General features: G+C 40.8%; 16 protein-coding genes. 9 read left to right on the plus strand and 7 right to left on the minus strand.

Going from position 1 to position 20,599, the window contains the following annotated elements:
- Positions 1-24 precede the first annotated feature (24 nt).
- Positions 25-1,134: a hypothetical protein gene (locus tag NMK93_RS14745; protein WP_254528120.1), complete on the minus strand. Its 1,110-nt coding sequence runs from the start codon at positions 1,132-1,134 to the stop codon at positions 25-27.
- A 211-nt stretch (positions 1,135-1,345) separates the two neighbouring features.
- Between NMK93_RS14745 and NMK93_RS14750 the strand changes: the two genes are divergently transcribed.
- Positions 1,346-1,930, plus strand: a complete 585-nt coding sequence (locus tag NMK93_RS14750) for a thymidine kinase (RefSeq protein WP_185214148.1) — start codon at positions 1,346-1,348, stop codon at positions 1,928-1,930.
- A gap of 213 nt (positions 1,931-2,143) precedes the next feature.
- On the opposite strand, the gene NMK93_RS14755 is transcribed toward NMK93_RS14750, so the two are convergent.
- On the minus strand, positions 2,144-2,650 hold the full coding sequence (locus NMK93_RS14755; protein ID WP_237219516.1) for a glutathione peroxidase: 507 nt from the start codon (positions 2,648-2,650) through the stop codon (positions 2,144-2,146).
- Positions 2,651-2,669: 19 nt separating this feature from the next.
- Positions 2,670-3,530, minus strand: a complete 861-nt coding sequence (locus tag NMK93_RS14760; protein ID WP_185214126.1) for an N-acetylglucosamine kinase — start codon at positions 3,528-3,530, stop codon at positions 2,670-2,672.
- Positions 3,531-3,773: 243 nt separating this feature from the next.
- On the opposite strand from NMK93_RS14760, the gene NMK93_RS14765 reads away from it, so the two are divergent.
- Positions 3,774-6,437, plus strand: coding sequence for a M14 metallopeptidase family protein (locus NMK93_RS14765; protein WP_254528122.1), 2,664 nt, complete (start codon positions 3,774-3,776; stop codon positions 6,435-6,437).
- Positions 6,438-6,790: 353 nt separating this feature from the next.
- Here NMK93_RS14765 and NMK93_RS14770 read toward each other — a convergent pair whose 3' ends face one another.
- Entirely contained in the window at positions 6,791-7,798 is a 1,008-nt protein-coding gene (locus NMK93_RS14770; RefSeq protein WP_254528124.1) for a D-alanine--D-alanine ligase, read from the minus strand.
- Between the two features lie 141 nt (positions 7,799-7,939).
- Between NMK93_RS14770 and NMK93_RS14775 the strand changes: the two genes are divergently transcribed.
- From NMK93_RS14775 to NMK93_RS14805, 7 genes are all read left to right on the plus strand, one after another.
- On the plus strand, positions 7,940-8,737 hold the full coding sequence (locus NMK93_RS14775; RefSeq protein ID WP_185214129.1) for a PASTA domain-containing protein: 798 nt from the start codon (positions 7,940-7,942) through the stop codon (positions 8,735-8,737).
- A gap of 1 nt (position 8,738) precedes the next feature.
- Positions 8,739-9,782 carry an endolytic transglycosylase MltG gene (mltG, locus tag NMK93_RS14780; RefSeq protein ID WP_254528126.1) on the plus strand — a complete coding sequence of 348 codons (1,044 nt, stop codon included), beginning with the start codon at positions 8,739-8,741 and terminating at the stop codon, positions 9,780-9,782.
- A gap of 1 nt (position 9,783) precedes the next feature.
- Positions 9,784-10,194: a thioesterase family protein gene (locus tag NMK93_RS14785; protein ID WP_185214131.1), complete on the plus strand. Its 411-nt coding sequence runs from the start codon at positions 9,784-9,786 to the stop codon at positions 10,192-10,194.
- Entirely contained in the window at positions 10,194-11,165 is a 972-nt protein-coding gene (locus tag NMK93_RS14790; RefSeq protein WP_185214132.1) for a YihY/virulence factor BrkB family protein, read from the plus strand. The genes NMK93_RS14785 and NMK93_RS14790 overlap by 1 nt, the downstream gene beginning before the upstream one ends.
- Before the next feature lie 82 nt (positions 11,166-11,247).
- Positions 11,248-13,407: an ATP-binding protein gene (locus NMK93_RS14795; protein ID WP_254528128.1), complete on the plus strand. Its 2,160-nt coding sequence runs from the start codon at positions 11,248-11,250 to the stop codon at positions 13,405-13,407.
- A 104-nt stretch (positions 13,408-13,511) separates the two neighbouring features.
- A complete protein-coding gene (gene rpsA / locus NMK93_RS14800; RefSeq protein WP_185214134.1) occupies positions 13,512-15,446 on the plus strand; it encodes a 30S ribosomal protein S1 in 1,935 nt (644 codons plus the stop codon).
- Positions 15,447-15,702: 256 nt separating this feature from the next.
- Positions 15,703-16,533: a sulfurtransferase gene (locus NMK93_RS14805; protein ID WP_254528130.1), complete on the plus strand. Its 831-nt coding sequence runs from the start codon at positions 15,703-15,705 to the stop codon at positions 16,531-16,533.
- A 149-nt stretch (positions 16,534-16,682) separates the two neighbouring features.
- Here the strand turns inward: NMK93_RS14805 and NMK93_RS14810 are convergent, their stop codons facing one another.
- Genes NMK93_RS14810 through NMK93_RS14820 form a run of 3 tightly spaced genes read right to left on the minus strand, consistent with a single transcriptional unit; the run spans position 16,683 to position 20,595 of the window.
- Positions 16,683-17,555 carry a pirin family protein gene (locus NMK93_RS14810; RefSeq protein WP_254528132.1) on the minus strand — a complete coding sequence of 291 codons (873 nt, stop codon included), beginning with the start codon at positions 17,553-17,555 and terminating at the stop codon, positions 16,683-16,685.
- Between the two features lie 36 nt (positions 17,556-17,591).
- Complete coding sequence (hutG, locus tag NMK93_RS14815; RefSeq protein WP_254528134.1) at positions 17,592-18,590, minus strand: formimidoylglutamase; 999 nt, start codon at positions 18,588-18,590, stop codon at positions 17,592-17,594.
- Positions 18,583-20,595, minus strand: coding sequence for a urocanate hydratase (locus NMK93_RS14820; RefSeq protein ID WP_254528136.1), 2,013 nt, complete (start codon positions 20,593-20,595; stop codon positions 18,583-18,585). Before NMK93_RS14820 ends, hutG begins: the two co-directional genes overlap by 8 nt.
- Positions 20,596-20,599: the final 4 nt, after the last annotated feature.

Below are 20,599 nucleotides of genomic sequence, written 5' to 3' on the forward strand. Positions count from 1 at the left end.
GACCTTTTTTTATTCGAACTGAAATTATATATATTTCTTTCTTAAGATAGCATATAGCTTATCCACAGTCTGTGGTTTTGAAGCCCAGTTATTCTTCAGCGAATAGTTAGACTGCAAAAAGGCATCTGCTTCTGCAAAATTATCAAATCTGTTCAGGAGTTCAATCGCTTCAGAATAAGCTAAGCTATAGCCATTGAACAGGTCTTTAATAAACAGGAGTTTATCATTTAGGCTCACTGCAACCTTAAGGTCTGCAATGCGGTCACTACTTTTATCTTGGGAAGTATTGAACTGATTTGCATTGGTCAATCCAGCCTTTTTTTGTTGCTGGATCAATTCGTTCAATGTCAATGGACGGCTAGGTTTAACTTCCGCCTGTTTTGCCAAATCATTCAAGGAAACGACCTCTTCCGGTTTATCTTCCTCAATCTCGATTTCCTTCTCTTCAATTACGACCTCGTTAACGGTAGGTTCAGCATCAGCTTTCACTTCCTCCCTGTTTTGCTCCTCGACATTCTTTTTATCTTCTTCAGCTTCATCTGCAGATGCTACTGAAGTATAACCTGAAGAGGCGGTATGGACAGGATTGGATGATATATTGAAATTTTTGAAATCAGATACTTCTTCAACGGGTTCAGCTTCTTCCTTCTCTTCTTCCCTAGCCTCAGCCTCTTTTGGATCTTCTACCAATTCCTCTTTCTCATCTTCTATTATTTCCCGGTTTTCCTCGTTCGATTTCTCTGCATAAGTGGTCGATTCAGGTTCCTCTTCATCATATTCCTCGACAAAAGGTTTCCTTTCAGTTTCAGGTTCTACGGCTTCAACTTCTTGGATCTCTTCTTCCACCGGTTGCTCATCAGCCTCATGCTCATCGTGTTCGATCGCTGGCGTAAAGGTTTTTTCCTCTTCCTGCACTACCCCTGCACTCGCAGAAGCCAATAAATGAGTCGGTTGAGTCTGTAGCGATGCTAAGGCTTCGATATGTGCTGCCAAGTATTTCGCCTGAGCAGCCAACAACAATATATCTGCTTTTTTGCTTGCTAGATTCTTCTTGTCTAGCCCTGCATAATGCTCATTGATTTCTACCAAAAGATCCCCAATTTTCCCTAAAATATCCTGATCTGAATAAGCCATGTTTTATGTGTATAGATTGAAATTAATTCTATTATTAAATGTGATATAAAAAAATAAACAAACTGATTGACACCTCGTTTACGCTTTTATCCTATCTCCTTAAACCAAAAATAAGATTAAATTTCGATATTCGTAAGCTATATTAGCTAAGAATTTCATATTATATGAAACTTCTGAAATCAGGTTTTTAGTATAAAGTTTTATCAAAATGATGTTGTTTTCTGAACATAATTTCCCCAACAGAAGAGGTCCCATTGGTAGTATCGAAGTGATCTGTGGGTCTATGTTTTCTGGCAAAACGGAGGAACTGATCCGTCGGATGAAAAGGGCTCAATTTGCTAAACTTCCAGTAGAAATTTTCAAACCTGAAATCGATGTGCGTTATGGCATAAATGAAGTCGTTTCCCATGATAGCAACTCCATTCCATCCACGCCAGTATCGCATTCTTCAGCCATCCTGCTCTTAAGTGCCGATACCAAGGTAGTAGGAATCGATGAAGCCCAATTCTTTGATGAGGAACTCCCTAACGTCTGTGTAGAATTAGCAAACCGTGGTATCCGAGTGATCGTGGCAGGGCTGGATATGGATTATCTAGGAAAACCCTTCGGACCCATCCCTAGCCTGATGGCCATTGCCGAAGATGTAACCAAAGTCCATGCTGTCTGTGTTAAATGCGGCGCTCCGGCTAACTATTCCTACCGTCTCCAACAAAATGAATCCCGTGTCCTTCTCGGTGAAAAAGAAAGCTATGAACCTAGATGTAGGTCTTGCTATTTTGGATTAGATAGGAATTAGACATAAGACAATAGACATAAGACATAAGACAATTGTCCATCCCTAAATAGGGTTGACCGTTTTTATACTTTTCTCATTTTCATCAAATATTCTCCATCTCTGCCATAGGTTGAGCCAAGATAACCCGTCAGAAAGTTCTTTTGTCTGATGTCTAATGTCTTGTGTCTAAATCTTATAAAAACAAAAAAGACGCCTTGGAGCGTCTTTTTGTTTTTATAAGATTTGTGATGTTATCACCTTATCAAGTGGTGTAACTTTCGAGCGGTATCGGTGTGCTAGTTTACCATCTTTTCCGATCAGAAATTTCTCGAAGTTCCAATTGATATCACCTTTGAAGTCTGGATTTTCGGTTTCTGTTAGGTATTTGAACAAGGCAGTTTGCTTATCACCTTTTACATCTACCTTTTCAGAAAGGATGAAGTTCACCCCAAAATTCTTTTCACAGAACTCAGCGATCTTTTTATTGTCTCCGTATTCCTGGTTTCCAAAATTATCAGAAGGGAACCCGATAACCACCAGTTTATCTCCATATTGTTCATGTAGCTCCTGAAGCTCTTTATACTGCTTGGTGAAACCACATTTAGAAGCGGTGTTGACTATCAAAAGTTGTTTTCCTTTGAAATCAGCGAGATCTACTTTCTTTCCATCAATGGATGTGAAAGAAAAGTCATATACGGTAGGCTGTTGGAACAGCATAGTATAAAACATTATCATGGCCATGATCATAATCTATATATTTTTAAAGTTGAACATTCAGCTCTCTGTCCACTACATAATGGAACAGCTCTTCAATTGGGCTACTCAATATCTTGCCCACACGAACACCATGCAAAGAACATACCTCTCTTAAGTGAATATCAAAATAATAGGCAATTCTCCCAACAAAATGACATTCAAATTCCCAAAAGTTCGGGTATGTCATGATATTGGTCCTTACAAATTCGTCAAAACCATTTCTCAGGAGATTATCGATATAGGGATGTTGTCTATTCTGTCCCATAAATTCGGCAAAAGATGCCAAATAGGCATTGGGTCTATCCCTTTGATACACATTCTTGATGATGATATCTTTTGTGATGTGATGCGTCTCCTTAAAGATCCTTGCCAAATCCCTTGGCATGGTCTCATAGAGATAGGCAGTAATCAACTGTTTTCCAAACCAGGCACCAGAACCCTCATCCCCAAGCACATAGCCATTACCATGCAAACTTGCCGACAGTTTCTCCCCATCATAGAAACTGATATCAGAACCAGTTCCCAGATTGGAAATCAATCCTTTTCCAGCTCCAAAGGTTGCATAGGCAGACCCTAACAGGTCGCTTTCAACAGAAATAAAGGAGGATGGAAAAATTTGGGTCAGGGCATTGGATACTAATTCACGGCGGTCAGGAGTAGAACAACCTGCTCCGAAAAAATAGACCTCATGAACTTCTTTTATATATGGGATAATTTCGGGAACCTCAGTCAAAATTGCCGCAATCTCCTTCTCGCTTACGAAGAAAGGATTTAAACCTTTGGTACTGAAACGTAATGGTTTGCTATCTGGAAGATGGAGCATCCAATCTGATCGTGAGGATCCGCTATCTGCAACTAAAATCATATGCTACTAAATGTCATCATCTCAAATATACAAATTCCAAGAGAATAAAAATCGTTTTCTCGATTTAAACAAAAACGAGTATTCGACATTAAAATACACCCCTTTGACAGGACCAACCGGATAAGATTGCAAAAGCTCTAGACTGTAATATTATTGTGAAGGTCCTGCATTAGATCGATCTTTCTCCAATGAATCTGCAAGCGATTCTTATCTTTAACCTATAAATTATTACCTAATAAAATTATGAAGAACTCAATGAACCTCATCCGGTTACTGATGTTTTCCTTTGCTTTTATTCAGATGGTATTTGCCCAACAAATAACCAGTCCGAAAGAGCACTTTGGATTCCAGATTGGTGATGACTACCAATTGGCAACATTTACTGAAACTGAACAGTATTTCAAAAAATTGGACCAACAATCTGATCGATTGTTATACACGGTCATCGGCAAGACCGAAGAAGGCCGTGACCAATGTATGCTGATCATTAGTTCTCCGGAAAACTTAAAAAATCTGGAAGAATTCAAGAACATCTCGACAAAACTTGCCCATGCTGAACTGTCTGAAGAGGAAGCTCGTGCACTGGCCCAAAAAGGCAAGAGCATCGTTTGGATCGATGGTGGCCTTCACTCCAATGAAGTGGTAGGAACGCACCAGCTTATCCAAACTGCCTACCTGCTGGCTTCATCCAACGACCTTGAAACGAAGAACATCCTGGAGAACAGCATTGTCCTCATGGTGCATGCCAATCCAGATGGGCAAGAGTTGATCTCTAACTGGTACATGCGTGAAAAAACTCCTGAAAAAAGATCGGGCAACTATGTCCCTGTCCTTTACCAGAAATATGCAGGACATGATAATAACCGCGACTTTTTTATGCTGAACCTCAAGGAATCCCAAAACATGGCTAGACAGCTGTTTGTTGAATGGATCCCTCAGATTATGTACAACCACCACCAAACTGCACCAGCAGGTGCCGTGGTAGCAGGCGCACCCTATAGAGATCCGTTCAATTATGTATTTGACCCAATCTTAATGTCTGGAATCGATGCCTTGGGAGCCGCAATGTCTTCTAGGTTGAATGCCGAAGGCAAACCCGGATATACGGCAAAAGACGGTTCGGTATTCTCGACCTGGTATAATGGTGGCCTGAGAACGACCACCTATTTCCACAACATGATGGGACTGTTGACCGAAATGATCGGCAACCCAACTCCATTCGAGATCCCACTTGTTCCAAACCGCTTGATTCCGAATAATGACACCCAAAACCCAGTGATTCCGCAGGTATGGCATTTCCAACAATCAATTGATTATTCCGTATCCTTGAACTACGCAGTCTTGAACTATGCCAGCCGCTATAAGGATGAAGTCCTGTACAACATGTTCAGGATGGGCAAGAACTCCATAGAGCGAGGTTCTAAAGACTTCTGGCCACTTTCACCTAGCAAGGTAGCTGTAATCGATACAGCCTTTCAACAAGCCAAGAGAAAGGACCCTAAAATCGAGAACAACCGCGAAGCAGAAAGAAAATTATTGGGCAGCCTCTTCGAGAACAAATCCCTTCGTGACCCTCGCGGATTTATTATCCCTGCGGATCAGGCTGATTTTGTAAAAGCTACTGATTTCGTGAATGCATTGATCCAAAATGGTATCGATATCCAACAGGCAACAGCGGACTTCACGGTAAACGGCAAGAAATATGCGAAGGATTCCTATATCATCAAGACTGACCAAGCTTTCCGTCCACATATCTTAGATATGTTCGAGCCGCAAGATCACCCTGATGACTTTCAATATCCAGGAGGCCCTCCAATTCCGCCTTATGATGCTGCAGGCTGGACATTGGCTTACCTGATGGATGTAAAATTCGACCGTATCCTGGAGGACTTCAATGGTCCATTCCAAAATTTGACGAATGGAAAGGTCATCCAATTGGCAGAACTTGCTAAACCTAAAGGTAAATACCTAAGACTTCCCGCAACAATCAACGAATCCTTCCGCGTAAGCAATGACTTGCTTAAACAAGGAAAGAATGTTTGGCGAGATGAATCAAATGGGGATATCTATGTTGAAAACAATGCGAACGTGAAATTGATCTTCCCTGCGGAGGCCAGCAATAGCTTACCAAAACAAAACAAGAAGATCAAACTTCTACGAATAGCGCTATGGGATACTTATGGCGGGAGCATGCCTTCCGGATGGTTGAGGTTCCTGATGGAAAAATATCACTATAATTTTGAGGTCATCTATGCACCAGATATCGACAAGGGTAACCTGAATGCAAAATATGATGTCATTATCTTCCCTGGAAATTCTATTCCTAGGTTCAATAGCAATCCAAATGCATCTTCCTACTATGGACGTATGCCAGCAGAGGCTCCAGAAAATATCCCTTCTCCATTTAAAGAAAGATGGGGTCGCTTGACCGAACAGAAATCAATACCTGTATTGAAATCATTCTTGGAAAACGGAGGTAAAATCGTAACGATCGGAAGCAGTTCTGATTTGGCCGAACATCTGGAATTAGGTGTAGAAAACCATTTGGTAGATGCCCAACACAAGGCTTTAAAGAGAACTGAGTTTTATACCCCTGGATCTGTTTTGACAGCAAAAGTTGCAAAAGGATCTGCCAGCACTTGGGGCTATAATGATGAAATAGATATATATTACAGCAACGACAACTTGTATAAGATCAAAAATACCAATATCAAACCATTGATGTGGTTTGATTCGGAGAAGGTCCTAAAGAGTGGGTGGTCATGGGGACAGAAATATTTGAAGGATGGAGTTATTGCATTTGAAGCGCCAGTAGGCAAAGGTAAACTGGTATCTTTTGGAAATGACATTAATTTCCGCGCGCAAACCCATGGAACTTTCAAGCTATTGTTCAACCAGCTGCAGTAAATTAAATCAACATAAATTTTAAGGTCATATCTCCACAGATATGGCCTTTTCTTTTTATTAGTAACATAGGCTGCTGTTCAAAATCCATTTTTTATGCGGGGTTGCAATTGACCTTATTCGAGACATATTCGGAATTTTCGCAAAATGTCTAAACCAGTATACCTTATTTACTCGAATCATTCCCGAATCATTCTCGAATGAGACCCGAATGAGACCAAGAGAAAGTGACAAGAAGAAATAGAGGAAACGGAAGTAAGCAGGAGGGATTTTTTAGGCCAGGAATAATATTGGTGGTAAACCATAAAGAAAGGCAAAGAATATTAGTTCATTGCCTTTCTTATGTTAATTATCTTTTAAATATCGTTTTTCGCTGCCTCGATCAATTCGGAATAGAAAGCGGTTTCTGTACGGCCATCTGCTCGGACCTGTTGCGGAATAAAGCTTTGTGCAGTTTGACCAGGAATGGTATTGATCTCAATAAAATAGAATTTATCGGTGTCATTTTGGATAAAGAAATCCACACGGACCATACCTTTACAATTCAATCGAACATAAACTTCACGGATAATGGCATCCGCCCTATCCTTTTGTTCTTGGTTAAGGTCGGCAGGTGTGATCTCTTGGGTCAACCCTGGAGTGTATTTGGCTTCAAAGTCAAAGAATTCCCTGGTCGTGATCACCTCTGTTGCCGGAAGCACCTGAAGCTCTCCTTTGGAGTCCCTAAAGATCCCTTGGGAGAATTCTCTACCTTTTACAAACTCTTCGACCAATACTTGCATACCGGTTCCTTCTGCATCGTATGCTTCATCTAAGGCCTTAGGAAGTTCCTCCCAGGTATTGACCTTGTTCATTCCGATACTGCTACCTCCAGCATTTGGTTTTACAAATAAGGGAAGAGTTAATTTTTCTTTGACCAGGTCGAATGCCTTTGGTCTGTCGATATCAAATAAAAGAACCGATTTTGCGACGTTCAATTCTGCAATGTCCTGGATAATAGCCTTGGTATAACCCTTGTTCATTGTCAAGGATGAGGTCAAAGCGCCACAAGAAGTATAAGGCAATCCAACCATATCTAAATAACCTTGTAACCTTCCATCCTCGCCCGGGCTACCGTGCAAAATGATAAAGGCCACGTCAAAACGTAGCTTTTCGTTATTTATGTTCAAAGAGAAATCTTGACGATCAATTTCGTGTTTTTGGCCGTTCTCATCCGTATAGGCCCAGCTATGCAATGTAATATCAATAAGATACACATCGTATTTTTCTTTATCGATTTGGGAATAAACAAACGCTGAACTTTTATAGGAAATTTCAGCCTCTCCAGTATAACCACCCGTAATTAATGCTACTTTAGTTTTCATATGTAATAATCGAGAAGCAAATATAATTTGAGATACGAGGAAAAACGAATATTTTTGCCTTTATATTAGCAGTATTTGCGGGAATTTGTAAAATTGGAATTAATATTGTTAATAGGATATTCAAAAAAAACACATTAATAGATGTCGAAGTTCTTTTTATACTTGAGAACGAGTGCTTTCAGGAAAAACTTAATTGCAGGGCTCATTTTCATTGTCATTCTTTTTATTTTAGTTTATTTCGGATTAAAGATCTACACTAAGCATGGTGATTCTCAAGAGGTTCCTCTATTGAAAGGCTTGAACATCAGTGAAGCTTTGAACGTATTGGACAAGGCAGGATTAGAGGTGGAAATCGATTCCATCTACCAAATGGATGCGAAACCAGGATTGGTGATCGACCAGGATCCTGACCCTAAGACGCATGTAAAAGGTGGTCGTACGATTTATTTGACCATCATTACCCAGTCTGCACCTGAAATTGCCTTCCCAGAAGTTATTGATAAAACATTTATCGAGGCATCTGCTATCTTAAAGAACCATTCTTTAAAGATTGCGGATACCGTCTATAGGAATGACATCGCTAGAGATGTGGTATTGGATGTAAAATTTGCCGGCCAACCGATCCGTCCGGGACGTATGGTTCCTAAAGGATCCAAAATCAGCTTGATCTTAGGTAATGGTCGCGGAGACGATGAGGTTGAAATCCCTGTATTGATTGGATTGAACCTGACTGAGGCCAAATTTGCACTGGCAGGAAAAGGCTTGACCTTGGGTTCTGTTTCTTTTGACGGGAACTCAAATGATACTTTAGGATCAGTGGTCGTAAAACAAAACCCAGATACGAGTGCGAAGATTATTTCCATAGGCAATGCCATCCATGTTACCCTAGGTAAACCGGCAGAACCAACTCCAACACCTACTATTCCACAAAACCCATAACATGGCTGAGAACAGAAATAAAAGAAAAGGATTAGGGATTGTACTTATCATTATCTTATTGATAGTGTTGGTAGCTGGATGGATAGGATATCAGGCGTTTATGGCACCAAGTATTGCCAGCGATGAGGATTACTTCTACGTAAAAACCGATGAACCTTATGCGAGTGTGATCTCCAGGATCGAGTCGGAAGGTATAGTAAAAAACCCAACCTATTTCAAGTATGCGGCGAAAGCTATGGATCTGGAAAGCACCGGCATTAAGGCAGGCCGCTACAAAATATCGAAAGATATGAGCAATCGCCGATTGATCGGGAACTTGCGTGGCGGTTATCAGGATGCTGTAAAGTTCAGGTTCCAAAATATACGATTGAGACAGGATTTTGCAGGATTGCTGGGTAGAGATTTTGAAGCGGATTCCCTGACTTTCATCAATCTGTTGAATGATGAGAAGTTAGCAGAGAAATATGGTTTCAATAAAGAGAATTTCTTCAGCATGTTCATTCCAAATACCTATGAAATCTATTGGAATACCAAGCCTGAGGAGATCATCGATCGTTTTTCAAAGGAATATGAGAAATTCTGGAATGCAGAGCGGAAAGCAAAGGCAGATTCTTTGGGAATGACCATACAAGAGGTGAGCACCTTAGCTTCTATTGTAAAAGGTGAAGCCCTGCATGTGGATGAAATGCCAAAAATTGCAGGTCTTTATATCAATAGATTGAAGAAAGGGATGCTATTGCAGGCGGATCCTACGGTGATCTTTGCCAATAATGACTTTACTATCCGTAGGGTATTGAACAGGCACCTGACCATTGACAATCCATATAACACTTATCGTTTCAAAGGCCTTCCTCCGGGACCGATCATGATGCCAAGTATCGCCTCTATCGATGCGGTATTGAATTATGACCATCACCCCTATATCTATATGTGTGCGAAGGATGATTTTTCAGGATACCATTTATATGCGGAAACAGTTGCTGAACATTTGATCAATGCGCGTAAATTCCAAAAAGCTTTAGACGCCAGAAATATCAAGAAATAGTATGTTTCATTATCAGCATCAGATCAGGGTTCGTTACGCAGAGACAGACAATATGGGTTATGTCTATTATGGAAACTATGCGACCTATTATGAAGTTGCCCGTACCGAAATGTTAAGGAGCACGGGGATTTCCTATAAACAGCTCGAGGAAATGGGCGTGATGTTGCCTGTGATCGAATTGAGCTGCAAATTCAACAAAGCAGCGAAATATGATGATTTAGTAACCATAAATATTTATATTAGAGAAAAACCAGGAATAAGGATTAAATTTGAATATGAGCTGTTTAATGAATCTGGAGAGCTGTTGAATACAGGTTCTACCCAACTGGTATTTGTTGATATGGAACGAAACAGGCCTTGCAAACCTCCACAGATTTTCATGGATAAGATGGCTCCATTTTTTGGAGAATAATGAAAAAAATTCACCAACATCTTCTGTACGTTAAGCCGTATGACAGATTTATCGAGTGGACCAAATCAGCCACCTTACCGGGATTTGGAAAATTACCGCTCTATACTGTCATGGTATTTTTCTTTCAGGAGATCGCTCGGGAATCCATCATCAATAAAGCCTCTTCCCTAGCCTACAACTTTATGTTGGCGGTATTTCCTGGAATTATTTTCCTTTTTACGCTGATCCCTTACATTCCTGTAGACAATTTTCAGGAACAATTGATGGAACTGATCCAGTTGGCTCTGCCAAACAATGCATACGAAATCCTGGAAACTACCTTAGAAGATATCATCAAGAGACAGAACAGTGGCTTGTTATCTGCCGGTTTTGTACTCTGTACATTTTTTGCGACCAATGGTATGACGACCCTGATGATGAGCTTTAATAAAGCATCCTTATCCAAAGAGTCCAGAACTTGGTTTCAAAGACGAATTGTAGCCCTAGCCCTATCCCTTGCCATCGTATTGGCCCTTGCCGTAGGAATTGCACTTTATGCCGGTTCAAACTACTTGATCAATTACCTGAAAACCCATATCGATTATGACCTGAAATGGTTTTGGGCATTTGCCATTAAAGTTGCTCAATGGATTATTTTATTTGGTATCTATTTTTTTACAGTGAGCCTTATTTATAAGTTTGGACCAAGTTCGACAAAAAAATGGAAGCTATTTACGCCCGGTGCAACCTTGGCTACGATATTGGCCATGTTGTCTTTTTCATTTTTTACCTTCTATATCAATAACTTCGGTGCGTACAACAAATTATACGGTTCTATCGGAACATTGATCGTCGTGATGATCTGGATGTACATCAACGCCCTGATCTTGATCATAGGTTTCGAATTAAATGCCAGTATTGCGCTTTCAAAGCAAAGCATTAAAATTGTTAAGCCGCGAGTATACAACTCATTTAAACCAAACAAAATTTAATTTATTATAAATTTATTATTATTGTAATCGTATTGAGTATTTTGTTAGCTCAGATCAACGATTAGACCGGAAAAACTTACCGATGGAAGACAAGGATTTACAAAAGCGGAACAAGCGGAACCAGAACGTCAGAAATATCCTGTTGAGTTCAATAATTATATTGTTCATCACTTTTGTTGTCTTTTTTATCTTCTCCTATATACAGTACAAGAGCATACAGAACAAAATCCAGAACATTTACACTTCTGTAAACAGTGACCAAAATAACTTTACAGAATTACTGACCATATTCAGCGAGGCAGAAGACCATTTCAGGTTATTCTCCATTACCTATAATATCAATGACTATAATTCCTACCGTTCTAAACTGATAACCTTAAAGTCGGCGGTCGATTCATTGATCAAAGTACGAAGTGAGGAGTCCAAAACGTTTAGTGATAAAAATTACCATGGTCGCAAGCTGGAAGACCTCCTGCCTAAATACAGTCAGTTGAACAGCAAATTGGATTCTATCTTGGTCGCTTCAGAGACCCTGAAGACCTTTAATATCCAAGCGAACAATGAAACGAACATCAGCATCCCACGTCCTAAGGAACCTGCACCGATCGTTGCCAATGAGCCGAAGAAAGTCGTAGTCAAGAAGAAATCATTGTTAAAGCGGATCTTCCAAAAAGGGGATGATACCATTACGGTGGAAACAGGTACGCCTACGCATACCCAACAGGTAACTGAGCAGAACGCGAACCTGAAAAACATCATCAAGCAAGGCAATACGCAAGCTGAGAACAGGCTTAAAGAACTGAAACAAACCCTGACCGATATCCGGAAAAACGAAAGGTCACTTTTGGCAGATAACTTTACCCTATTGCACTCTGCCAATCAGCTGATCCGGATCATCCATGAAGAGCGCATACAGATCCAAAGAGACAAGACCGACCATGAGTTGAGCATCTTAATCGCTAGGACCGATACCTTCAAATGGCAGATCATTATATCCCTGACCTTTGTCTTTATCGTGATCTGTATCTTGGTTTATTACCAATTCTTTACCAACTACTATGAGCGTAAATTATTGGATGAACGCGTTTACGCCTCCAAATTGGCAGAACAGAAAACAGATATCCTGGCGGAGATTACCCATGAAATCCGGACCCCTATCAATTCGCTGATCGGCATCGTGGATCTATTGAAGAGCCGCAAGGACCTTTATCAGGCCAACGACATCCACTTGTTGGAATCGGCCTATACGAATATTACGGCGACCTCCAAAACCATCAATGATATCCTGAACCTGAGCAAAATAGACCAACAGAACAGCATTGAGGCCATTCACTTTGATTTCGTTGACCTGCTGATCGATGTGGTAGAAACCCATCGCAACCATGCCGAAATGAAAGGGATAGAATTGGCGTATGAGCTGGACAAAAATCAGCCAACGGTGATTTTCTCGGATGAATTTAAGGTCCGCCAGATCATGAGCAACCTGGTGAGCAACGCGATCAAATACTCGAATGGCGGAAAGGTGGTGGCTAGCGCGATCGTAGATGACCAGAGCAACCTGATCTTTAAGGTATCGGATCAAGGCCAGGGAATCCCTGATGCCCTGAAGAAGAACATCTTCAAGAAATACTATACGGTCAATAAGTCCAATAAGGTAGAAGGTGGCGTTGGATTAGGGCTATATATCACCAAAAATATTGTCAGCACATTAAAAGGAAAGATAAACTTTAAAACGAATGCCGGTCAAGGCACCACCTTTAAGGTAGAGATCCCTATTCCTAAACCGAAATTCCGTCGGAAGACCTCGTTGAACATTGAGAAAATCAGCGATTTTTCCAAGGATCTAAGTTGGCTAATCGTGGATGATAACGCCTTGAATTTACTGTATTTAAAGCAGTTCTTCTCGTTACATACCCATGTTAAGACAGCAACCAACGGAAAAGAGGCCTTAGAGATATTGAGCAGGTTTCCGATTGACGTTGTTGTTACCGATATCAACATGCCGGTGATGACCGGTGACGAATTATTGGCTACCGTAAGGGCGAACCCTGCCTACAACTCGGTTAAAATAATAGCCACATCTTCTGATAATGAGCAGGTTAAGAAGCTGGAGAAGGAGAGACAGGTCTTATTTGACGGAATTTTGATCAAGCCATTTAACGAGCGGAAACTGACCGAAGTGATTGTAAAAACGATCTATCCTATCTTTGAGGACAGCGACGAGTTACGTCAAGAATCCTAAACTTTTCAATCTTTTTAAACTTTTTTACATCTAAACTCTTGTAAATAAAAGTTTTTCGTATCTTTGCAATCCCTACATTGTAGGGAAAAGGAGATTATTAATTAATGGCAAAAAAACAAGAAGCAGAAAAAGAGTTAGCGGCAAAAAATGCAGAGCTACAAGGTGCTGACACAAAAGTTGTGAAGGACACTGAAAAGATTGAGTCTGAGGCAGATTCAAATTTAATCGATGAGATTAAATCAAACACTTGGAGTACTCCATCAGGAGACTTCGACTGGGATCTTGATGAAAAAGCTTTTGGTAACTACAGTGATGCGGAACGTACTAAACTAGAAGAGCAGTACGCTGGCACATTCAACCAAATCAATCAAGGTGAGATTATTGAAGGTATCGTTGTATCTATCAATAACAAAGATGTTGTTTTAAACATCGGTTTCAAATCAGACGGTCTAGTAGCATTATCTGAGTTCCGTGACTTACCTGACTTAAAAATCGGTGATACGGTTGATGTATTTGTTGAATCGCAAGAGGATGCAAATGGTCAATTAGTATTATCACGCAAACGTGCTAAAACACAAAAATCTTGGGAAGAGATCAACGAGGCTTTGGAGAACGACAAAGTTATCGATGGTTTTGTTAAATCACGTACAAAAGGTGGTTTAATTGTAGACATCAAAGGTGTTGAGGCATTCTTACCAGGATCTCAAATTGATATCAAACCTATCCGTGACTATGATGTTTACGTAGGTAAAACTATGGAGTTCAAAGTTGTTAAGATCAACCATGAGTTCAAAAACGTAGTTGTATCACACAAAGTATTGATCGAAGACGATTTGGAAAACCAAAAATCAGAGATCGTTGCGAAATTGGAAAAAGGACAAGTATTGGAAGGTACTGTTAAAAATATCACTGACTTCGGTGTGTTCATCGACTTGGGTGGTGTTGACGGATTACTTCACATTACAGACATCTCTTGGGGCCGTATCGAGCATCCAAAAGAGGTGTTGGCTTTAGACCAAACTATCAACGTTGTAGTTCTTGACTTTGATGACGAGAAAAAACGTATTGCATTAGGTTTGAAACAACTTTCAGAGCACCCTTGGGAATCTTTAGACAAGAACTTAGAAATCGGTTCTAAAGTAAAAGGTAAGATCGTTACTGTAGCTGACTACGGTGCTTTCTTAGAAATCATCCCAGGAGTAGAAGGATTAATCCACGTTTCTGAAATGTCTTGGTCTCAAAACTTACGTTCTCCACAAGAATTCTTGAAAGTAGGTGACGAAATCGAAGCTGAAATCTTGACTTTGGACCGTGAAGAGCGCAAAATGAGCTTAGGTATCAAACAATTGACTCCAGATCCTTGGCAGAACATCACTGAACGTTACCCAGTTGGTTCAAAACAATCAGCAGTTGTTAAGAACATGACTAACTTCGGTGTATTCGTTGAGTTAGAAGACGGAATCGATGGTTTAATTCACATTTCTGACCTTTCATGGTCTAAGAAAGTTAACCACCCTAACGAATTCACTAAAGTTGGTGAAAGATTAGAGGTTGTGGTATTAGAATTAGACGAAGAAAACCGTAAGCTTTCTTTAGGTCACAAACAATTAGAGGAAAACCCTTGGGATACTTTCGAAACAATCTTCACTGAAGGTTCAGTTCACGAAGGTACTGTAATCAAAGTTGGTGACAAAGGTGATATCGTAGCTTTACAATATGGTGTTGAAGGATTCTGCCCTAACAAACACTCTGTAAAAGAAGACGGTTCAGCATTGAAAGTTGACGAAGTTGCTGAATTCAAAATCATTGAATTCAACAAAGAAAACAAACGTCTAGTGATTTCTCACTCTCGTATTTGGGAAGATGCTAAAGCTGAAGCTCGTATCGAAGAGTTCAACGCTCGTAAAAAAGAAGCTAAAACTGCTAACGCAGCAGTGAAAAAAGTTAAAGATTCAGTTGAGAAATCAACTCTAGGTGATCTTGACGTATTAGCTCAATTGAAAGAGCAAATGGAAGACGACGAGAAAAAATCTAAATAATTTTAGATTACTCTAAATACTTCGAAGCCCCGATTTTACAATCGGGGCTTTTTTTGTTTATAGATTTGAGATGGGAGATATGAGATGTGAGATATTGGAGAATATTTATTTCTTGAATGTAGCTTAAGGGATTTAGGTTGTGAGATTAGTGAATGTAAAAGATTAGATGTAGATGTTCCAAGACTTATTACATTTTGCATATCTTTAACTTAAGAAGTTTAATATCTCAATACTCATATCTCATATCTATATACCCATGAGAACAGCAGCATTAATCAGTACCGATGAGGCCCTCAAATTGATCAATGAGGAGAATGCCATAGTCTTGGATGCGACCATCGATAAGGTCAACCAGAAGATGGACAACGATAATCTGGAACTGTTGCCCAACAGTTTGTTTTTGGATATCGAAGGTGCGTTTTCAGATCATCATAGTCCATTTCCACATACGATGCTTTCGGCACAGCTATTCAGCAAGGAAGTACAGAAGTTAGGCATCAATCAGGATTCGACATTGATCATCTATGATCGCTGGGGAGTCTATTCAAGTCCGCGTGCTTGGTGGATGTTGAGGTATATGGGCTTGGATAAGGTTTATGTGCTGAACGGTGGACTGCCGGCCTGGAAAGCGGCAGGATTGCCCATCGAACATCAATATACTGAAGCTATGGTCTTAGGCAACTTTAAAGCGAAGCCAAATTATGAATGGTTCATCTCGAAAGATGAACTGGTGGAGCGCTTAGGCGATGATGATATCAGCATTACCGACGCGAGATCTTCTGGAAGGTTCCATGGAACTGCTCCAGAACCGAGACCTGGATTGCGTTCAGGGCATATCCCCGGATCAAAGAACCTACCCTTTGACCTGGTACTCGATGGCATAAAATATCAGGAGAAGGAAGAACTACAGCGACTGTTTGAAGGGAAGATCGATTCCGCTAAGCAAAATATCTTTACCTGCGGCTCAGGCGTATCGGCAGCAATCATTGCTTTGGCTGCCTATGAACTAGGAAATGACTATGTAACTATTTTTGATGGGTCCTGGAGCGAATGGGGCGCTGATGAGAATACATTGGTTAGTATATAGTATTTAGTATATAGTATTTAGTATTTAGACTTTCCTGTATTGTCGCCTAGGATTTTGAAGAATTACATTTCAAGAATTTAAAAGTAATATTTAGTATTTAGATAGGTTCGGCGAAATAGGTCTAAATACTAAATACTTAATACTAAATACTACCTAACAGGTAGTGGCACATAACCATCATCACCAGGTACTTTAGGGAATTCATGGTTGATCCATTTTTCTTTGGCTTCATCGATCGTGGATTTATCACTGGCTACAAAATTCCAGGAGATAAAGCGTTCTTCAGGGAATGGGTCGCCTCCGAAGATATAGACGGTAGATCCGGCTTTCATTTCAAAGGTACATAGATGTGCATCTAGGGTGATCAGGATCTGTTTAGGTCCATATGTAAAGCCATTGCTATCGACCTCCCCTTCTAGGATATACAGTCCGCTCTCACCATACAGCTCCCCTCTTATATCAATTAAGGAATCTTTCTCAGCCTTGACCTCAATCATATAGAGTTTGCTATAGACAGGAACGGGTGATTTCTTTCCGAATGCTTCACCAGCTATCAGTTTGTAGGAAACATCTGCATCTTTCCAAGTAGGAATATCACTAGCTTCGGTATGGTGGAATTCAGGGTCCATAAATTCGAGGTCCTTTGGAAGGGCTACCCAAATCTGAAGACCATGGAGGAACTTGTCCTTTTGTCGTAGGTATTCGGGAGTCCTTTCTGAGTGGACTACCCCTTTTCCGGCGGTCATCCAATTAACAGCCCCTGGTTTGATCTCCATGGCTGTACCAAGGCTGTCCCGATGGAAAATAGAGCCTTCGAACAAATAAGTCAAAGTGGATAAACCAATATGCGGGTGTGGACCGACATCTAAGTTCTCATGGTCTGCCAAACAGGCTGGCCCCATATGGTCAATAAAAACAAAGGGTCCTATAGAACGTTTTTGACGGAAAGGCAGTAACCTACCTACCATAAAGTTGCCGATGTTCGCTGCTGTCTCTTCTCTAATGAAATCTATATTCGACATATGTTTCCTTTTTTTATGTTTCTTTAAAGTTACATATTATCGTTTATTATTCACTAGGCGAAAAATCAGATCAGCAGCCAATTTTGTCGTCCTATTGTCAATATCATAAAGGGGATTTATTTCAGCAAAGTCAATGGACTTTAGATTTGGGAGCTGCAAAAGGGATTGGAATATTTTGTGGAAGTTATGGTCTGGAACAATGCCATGGAAAGCTGGTGCGCTTACCCCTGGGGCATATGCAGCAGCGAATACATCCATATCCACCGTAAGGTAGATGTCATCGGAGTCATTCGCAAACCCTTGGATTTGGGAAATCAACCTATCGATATTTTCAGGAAAGATTTCTTCTCTTTTGATGACCTGTACACCCTTATCCTTCGCAAAATTGAACAGGGCCTGGGTATTACTGATATCTTGGATCCCAAGAGCTAAATAACGAGCTTCAAAGCCTTCCTGTTCGGCATCCTTAAAAATCTGATAGAATCCAGTCCCTGAGTTTCCTTGATCATTTACTAAAGGTCGGATATCGAAATGCGCATCCAGATTGATTACACCAATCCTTTTGGTTTTACTATGGCTTTTCAGTCCATTAAAATGTCCATAGGTCACTTCATGTCCTCCGCCCAGTACCACAGGGAAACCTCCCTTATCTAAAATCTGCGCTACTCTTTTTGCAAGTTCATTTTGCGCTGCTTCTAAATCTTCTGCTGAACAGAATACATCGCCTGCATCAGCTATTTTAATGGCAGCCTGCATATGGCTAGGAAGTCTAGCAAGAACCTTTCTTAAGGCTGCAGGAGCATCCTTTGCTCCTATTCGTCCTTGGTTCCTTCTTACACCTTCATCACAGCAGAAACCTAAGAAAACAATATGTTTGTCAAGTGATAGGGTCACTGCATTCAGATCGACACAAGTGATCAACTGGTGCCAACGAAGGTTTTCCGCTGTATCACCATCGATTCTTCCTGACCAATTTTGTTGTTCAGCGGGTTTATAGCATACATTCCCAAATGCTTCCATAAAAGGTTTACTCAAAAAGGTTATCAATTAATTGGTCATCCACGAGTTCGGCCTTGGTGACTTTCAAGGTAGATGTCCTTTCTAATTCCGTTTCAATGGCACTAATCGCTTCCTTGTTTCTTGCCCAGGCTCTCCTTGCAATTCCATTATTGACATCAAAGAAAAGCATTTGTTTCAATTTGCGATCACTGGCTTCCGAACCGTCCAAGACCATTCCAAAACCACCATTGATTACTTCTCCCCAGCCTACACCGCCACCGTTGTGGATGGAAACCCATGTGGCACCACGGAAACTATCTCCTATTACGTTATGGATGGCCATATCTGCAGTAAATTTACTGCCGTCATAGATATTACTGGTTTCACGATAAGGCGAATCAGTTCCGCTTACATCATGATGGTCACGACCTAAAACAACAGGAGCCGACAATCGACCATCTGCAACCGCCTGATTGAAGGCTTCAGCAATCTTCATTCTTCCCAAGGCATCAGCATAGAGGATACGAGCTTGGGAGCCCACAACCAATTTATTGTTTTCAGCTTCAGATATCCATTTTATGTTATCTTCCATCTGCTGGTAAATCTCAGATGAAGCCGCTTTTTGAAGTTCTTTCATAACTTCCAAAGCTAACTGATCGGTCAATCGGAGATCTTCAGGTTTACCTGATGTACAAACCCATCTGAAAGGTCCAAACCCATAGTCAAAACACATTGGACCAAGGATATCCTGAACATAGGATGGATATCTAAAATCAATTCCGTTTGAAGCCATTACCTCTGCACCGGCACGACTTGCCTCCAAAAGGAAAGCATTTCCATAATCAAAGAAATAGGTTCCTTTTGCCGCATGTCTATTGATTGCGTCTGCATGCCGAACTAAAGTCCGTTGGACTTCCTTTTTAAATTGTTCAGGGTTATTTGCGATGAGATCATTTGATTCTTCGAAACTCAGATCAACAGGATAGTATCCTCCCGACCAAGGATTGTGCAAAGAGGTTTGGTCAGAGCCAACGGTAACTGGGATATTCTGCTTATCAAATTGTTCCCATACATCAACGATGTTTCCGATATAGGCGATTGATACCACTTCCTTTTGGGCCATTGCAGCTTTTACCGCCAGGATAAGACCGTCCATATCTTCTACCAATAAATCCACCCAACCTTGTGCATGCCTCTTCCTTGCTGCTGCAGGGTTGACCTCAGCACATACGGTGATACAGCCTGCAATGTTTCCTGCTTTGGGTTGAGCACCACTCATTCCGCCCAATCCAGATGTGACAAAAACTTTCCCTTGTATCGTTTCTCCTTCAGGAAGATGCTTTCTGAAGGCATTCATCACTGTAATTGTGGTTCCATGAACTATCCCCTGTGGTCCGATATACATATATGAACCTGCAGTCATTTGTCCATATTGGGTTACCCCTAGCGCATTGAATCTTTCCCAATCATCAGGTTTCGAATAGTTCGGGATCATCATACCGTTCGTCACGACCACCCGTGGGGCATTTTCGGACGATGGAAAAAGTCCCATAGGATGTCCTGAATACATGTGCAGGGTTTGCTGCTCAGTCATCTGGGACAGATATTTCATGGTCAACAGGTATTGAGCCCAGTTTTGGAAAACCGCACCATTACCACCATAAGTAATCAGTTCGTGGGGATGCTGCGCTACAGCAGGATCCAAATTGTTCTGGATCATCAGCATAATCGCTGCAGCTTGCTGACTTTTTGCTGGGTAGGCAGAAATTGGCCTTGCATACATTTCATAATGAGGCCTGAAACGGTACATATAGATACGTCCGTATGTTCTCAGTTCCTCTAAAAACTCAGCGGCCAATTCATTATGCCACACTTTAGGAAAATAACGCAATGCATTTCGGATGGCTAACTTTTCTTCTTCAGGGCTTAGTATAGCCTTGCGTTTTGGAGCATGGCTTACTTTATTATCGAGATTGGCTTTTGCAGGTAATTCTGAAGGAATCCCTTGCATAATTGCTTCCTTAAAATCTTTTTCAATCATGTTA

Origin of the sequence: Sphingobacterium sp. LZ7M1, from assembly GCF_024296865.1 — a bacterium.
Taxonomy (GTDB): Bacteria; Bacteroidota; Bacteroidia; order Sphingobacteriales; family Sphingobacteriaceae; genus Sphingobacterium.

Bases quoted from the DNA above. Each gene is read 5' to 3' on its own strand.
- NMK93_RS14745 (WP_254528120.1), bottom strand. From the start codon at position 1,134: ATGGCTTATTCAGATCAGGATATTTTAGGGAAAATTGGGGATCTTTTG.
- NMK93_RS14750 (WP_185214148.1), top strand. From the start codon at position 1,346: ATGTTGTTTTCTGAACATAATTTCCCCAACAGAAGAGGTCCCATTGGT.
- NMK93_RS14755 (WP_237219516.1), bottom strand. From the start codon at position 2,650: ATGGCCATGATAATGTTTTATACTATGCTGTTCCAACAGCCTACCGTA.
- NMK93_RS14760 (WP_185214126.1), bottom strand. From the start codon at position 3,530: ATGATTTTAGTTGCAGATAGCGGATCCTCACGATCAGATTGGATGCTC.
- NMK93_RS14765 (WP_254528122.1), top strand. From the start codon at position 3,774: ATGAAGAACTCAATGAACCTCATCCGGTTACTGATGTTTTCCTTTGCT.
- NMK93_RS14770 (WP_254528124.1), bottom strand. From the start codon at position 7,798: ATGAAAACTAAAGTAGCATTAATTACGGGTGGTTATACTGGAGAGGCT.
- NMK93_RS14775 (WP_185214129.1), top strand. From the start codon at position 7,940: ATGTCGAAGTTCTTTTTATACTTGAGAACGAGTGCTTTCAGGAAAAAC.
- mltG (WP_254528126.1), top strand. From the start codon at position 8,739: ATGGCTGAGAACAGAAATAAAAGAAAAGGATTAGGGATTGTACTTATC.
- NMK93_RS14785 (WP_185214131.1), top strand. From the start codon at position 9,784: ATGTTTCATTATCAGCATCAGATCAGGGTTCGTTACGCAGAGACAGAC.
- NMK93_RS14790 (WP_185214132.1), top strand. From the start codon at position 10,194: ATGAAAAAAATTCACCAACATCTTCTGTACGTTAAGCCGTATGACAGA.
- NMK93_RS14795 (WP_254528128.1), top strand. From the start codon at position 11,248: ATGGAAGACAAGGATTTACAAAAGCGGAACAAGCGGAACCAGAACGTC.
- rpsA (WP_185214134.1), top strand. From the start codon at position 13,512: ATGGCAAAAAAACAAGAAGCAGAAAAAGAGTTAGCGGCAAAAAATGCA.
- NMK93_RS14805 (WP_254528130.1), top strand. From the start codon at position 15,703: ATGAGAACAGCAGCATTAATCAGTACCGATGAGGCCCTCAAATTGATC.
- NMK93_RS14810 (WP_254528132.1), bottom strand. From the start codon at position 17,555: ATGTCGAATATAGATTTCATTAGAGAAGAGACAGCAGCGAACATCGGC.
- NMK93_RS14820 (WP_254528136.1), bottom strand. From the start codon at position 20,595: ATGATTGAAAAAGATTTTAAGGAAGCAATTATGCAAGGGATTCCTTCA.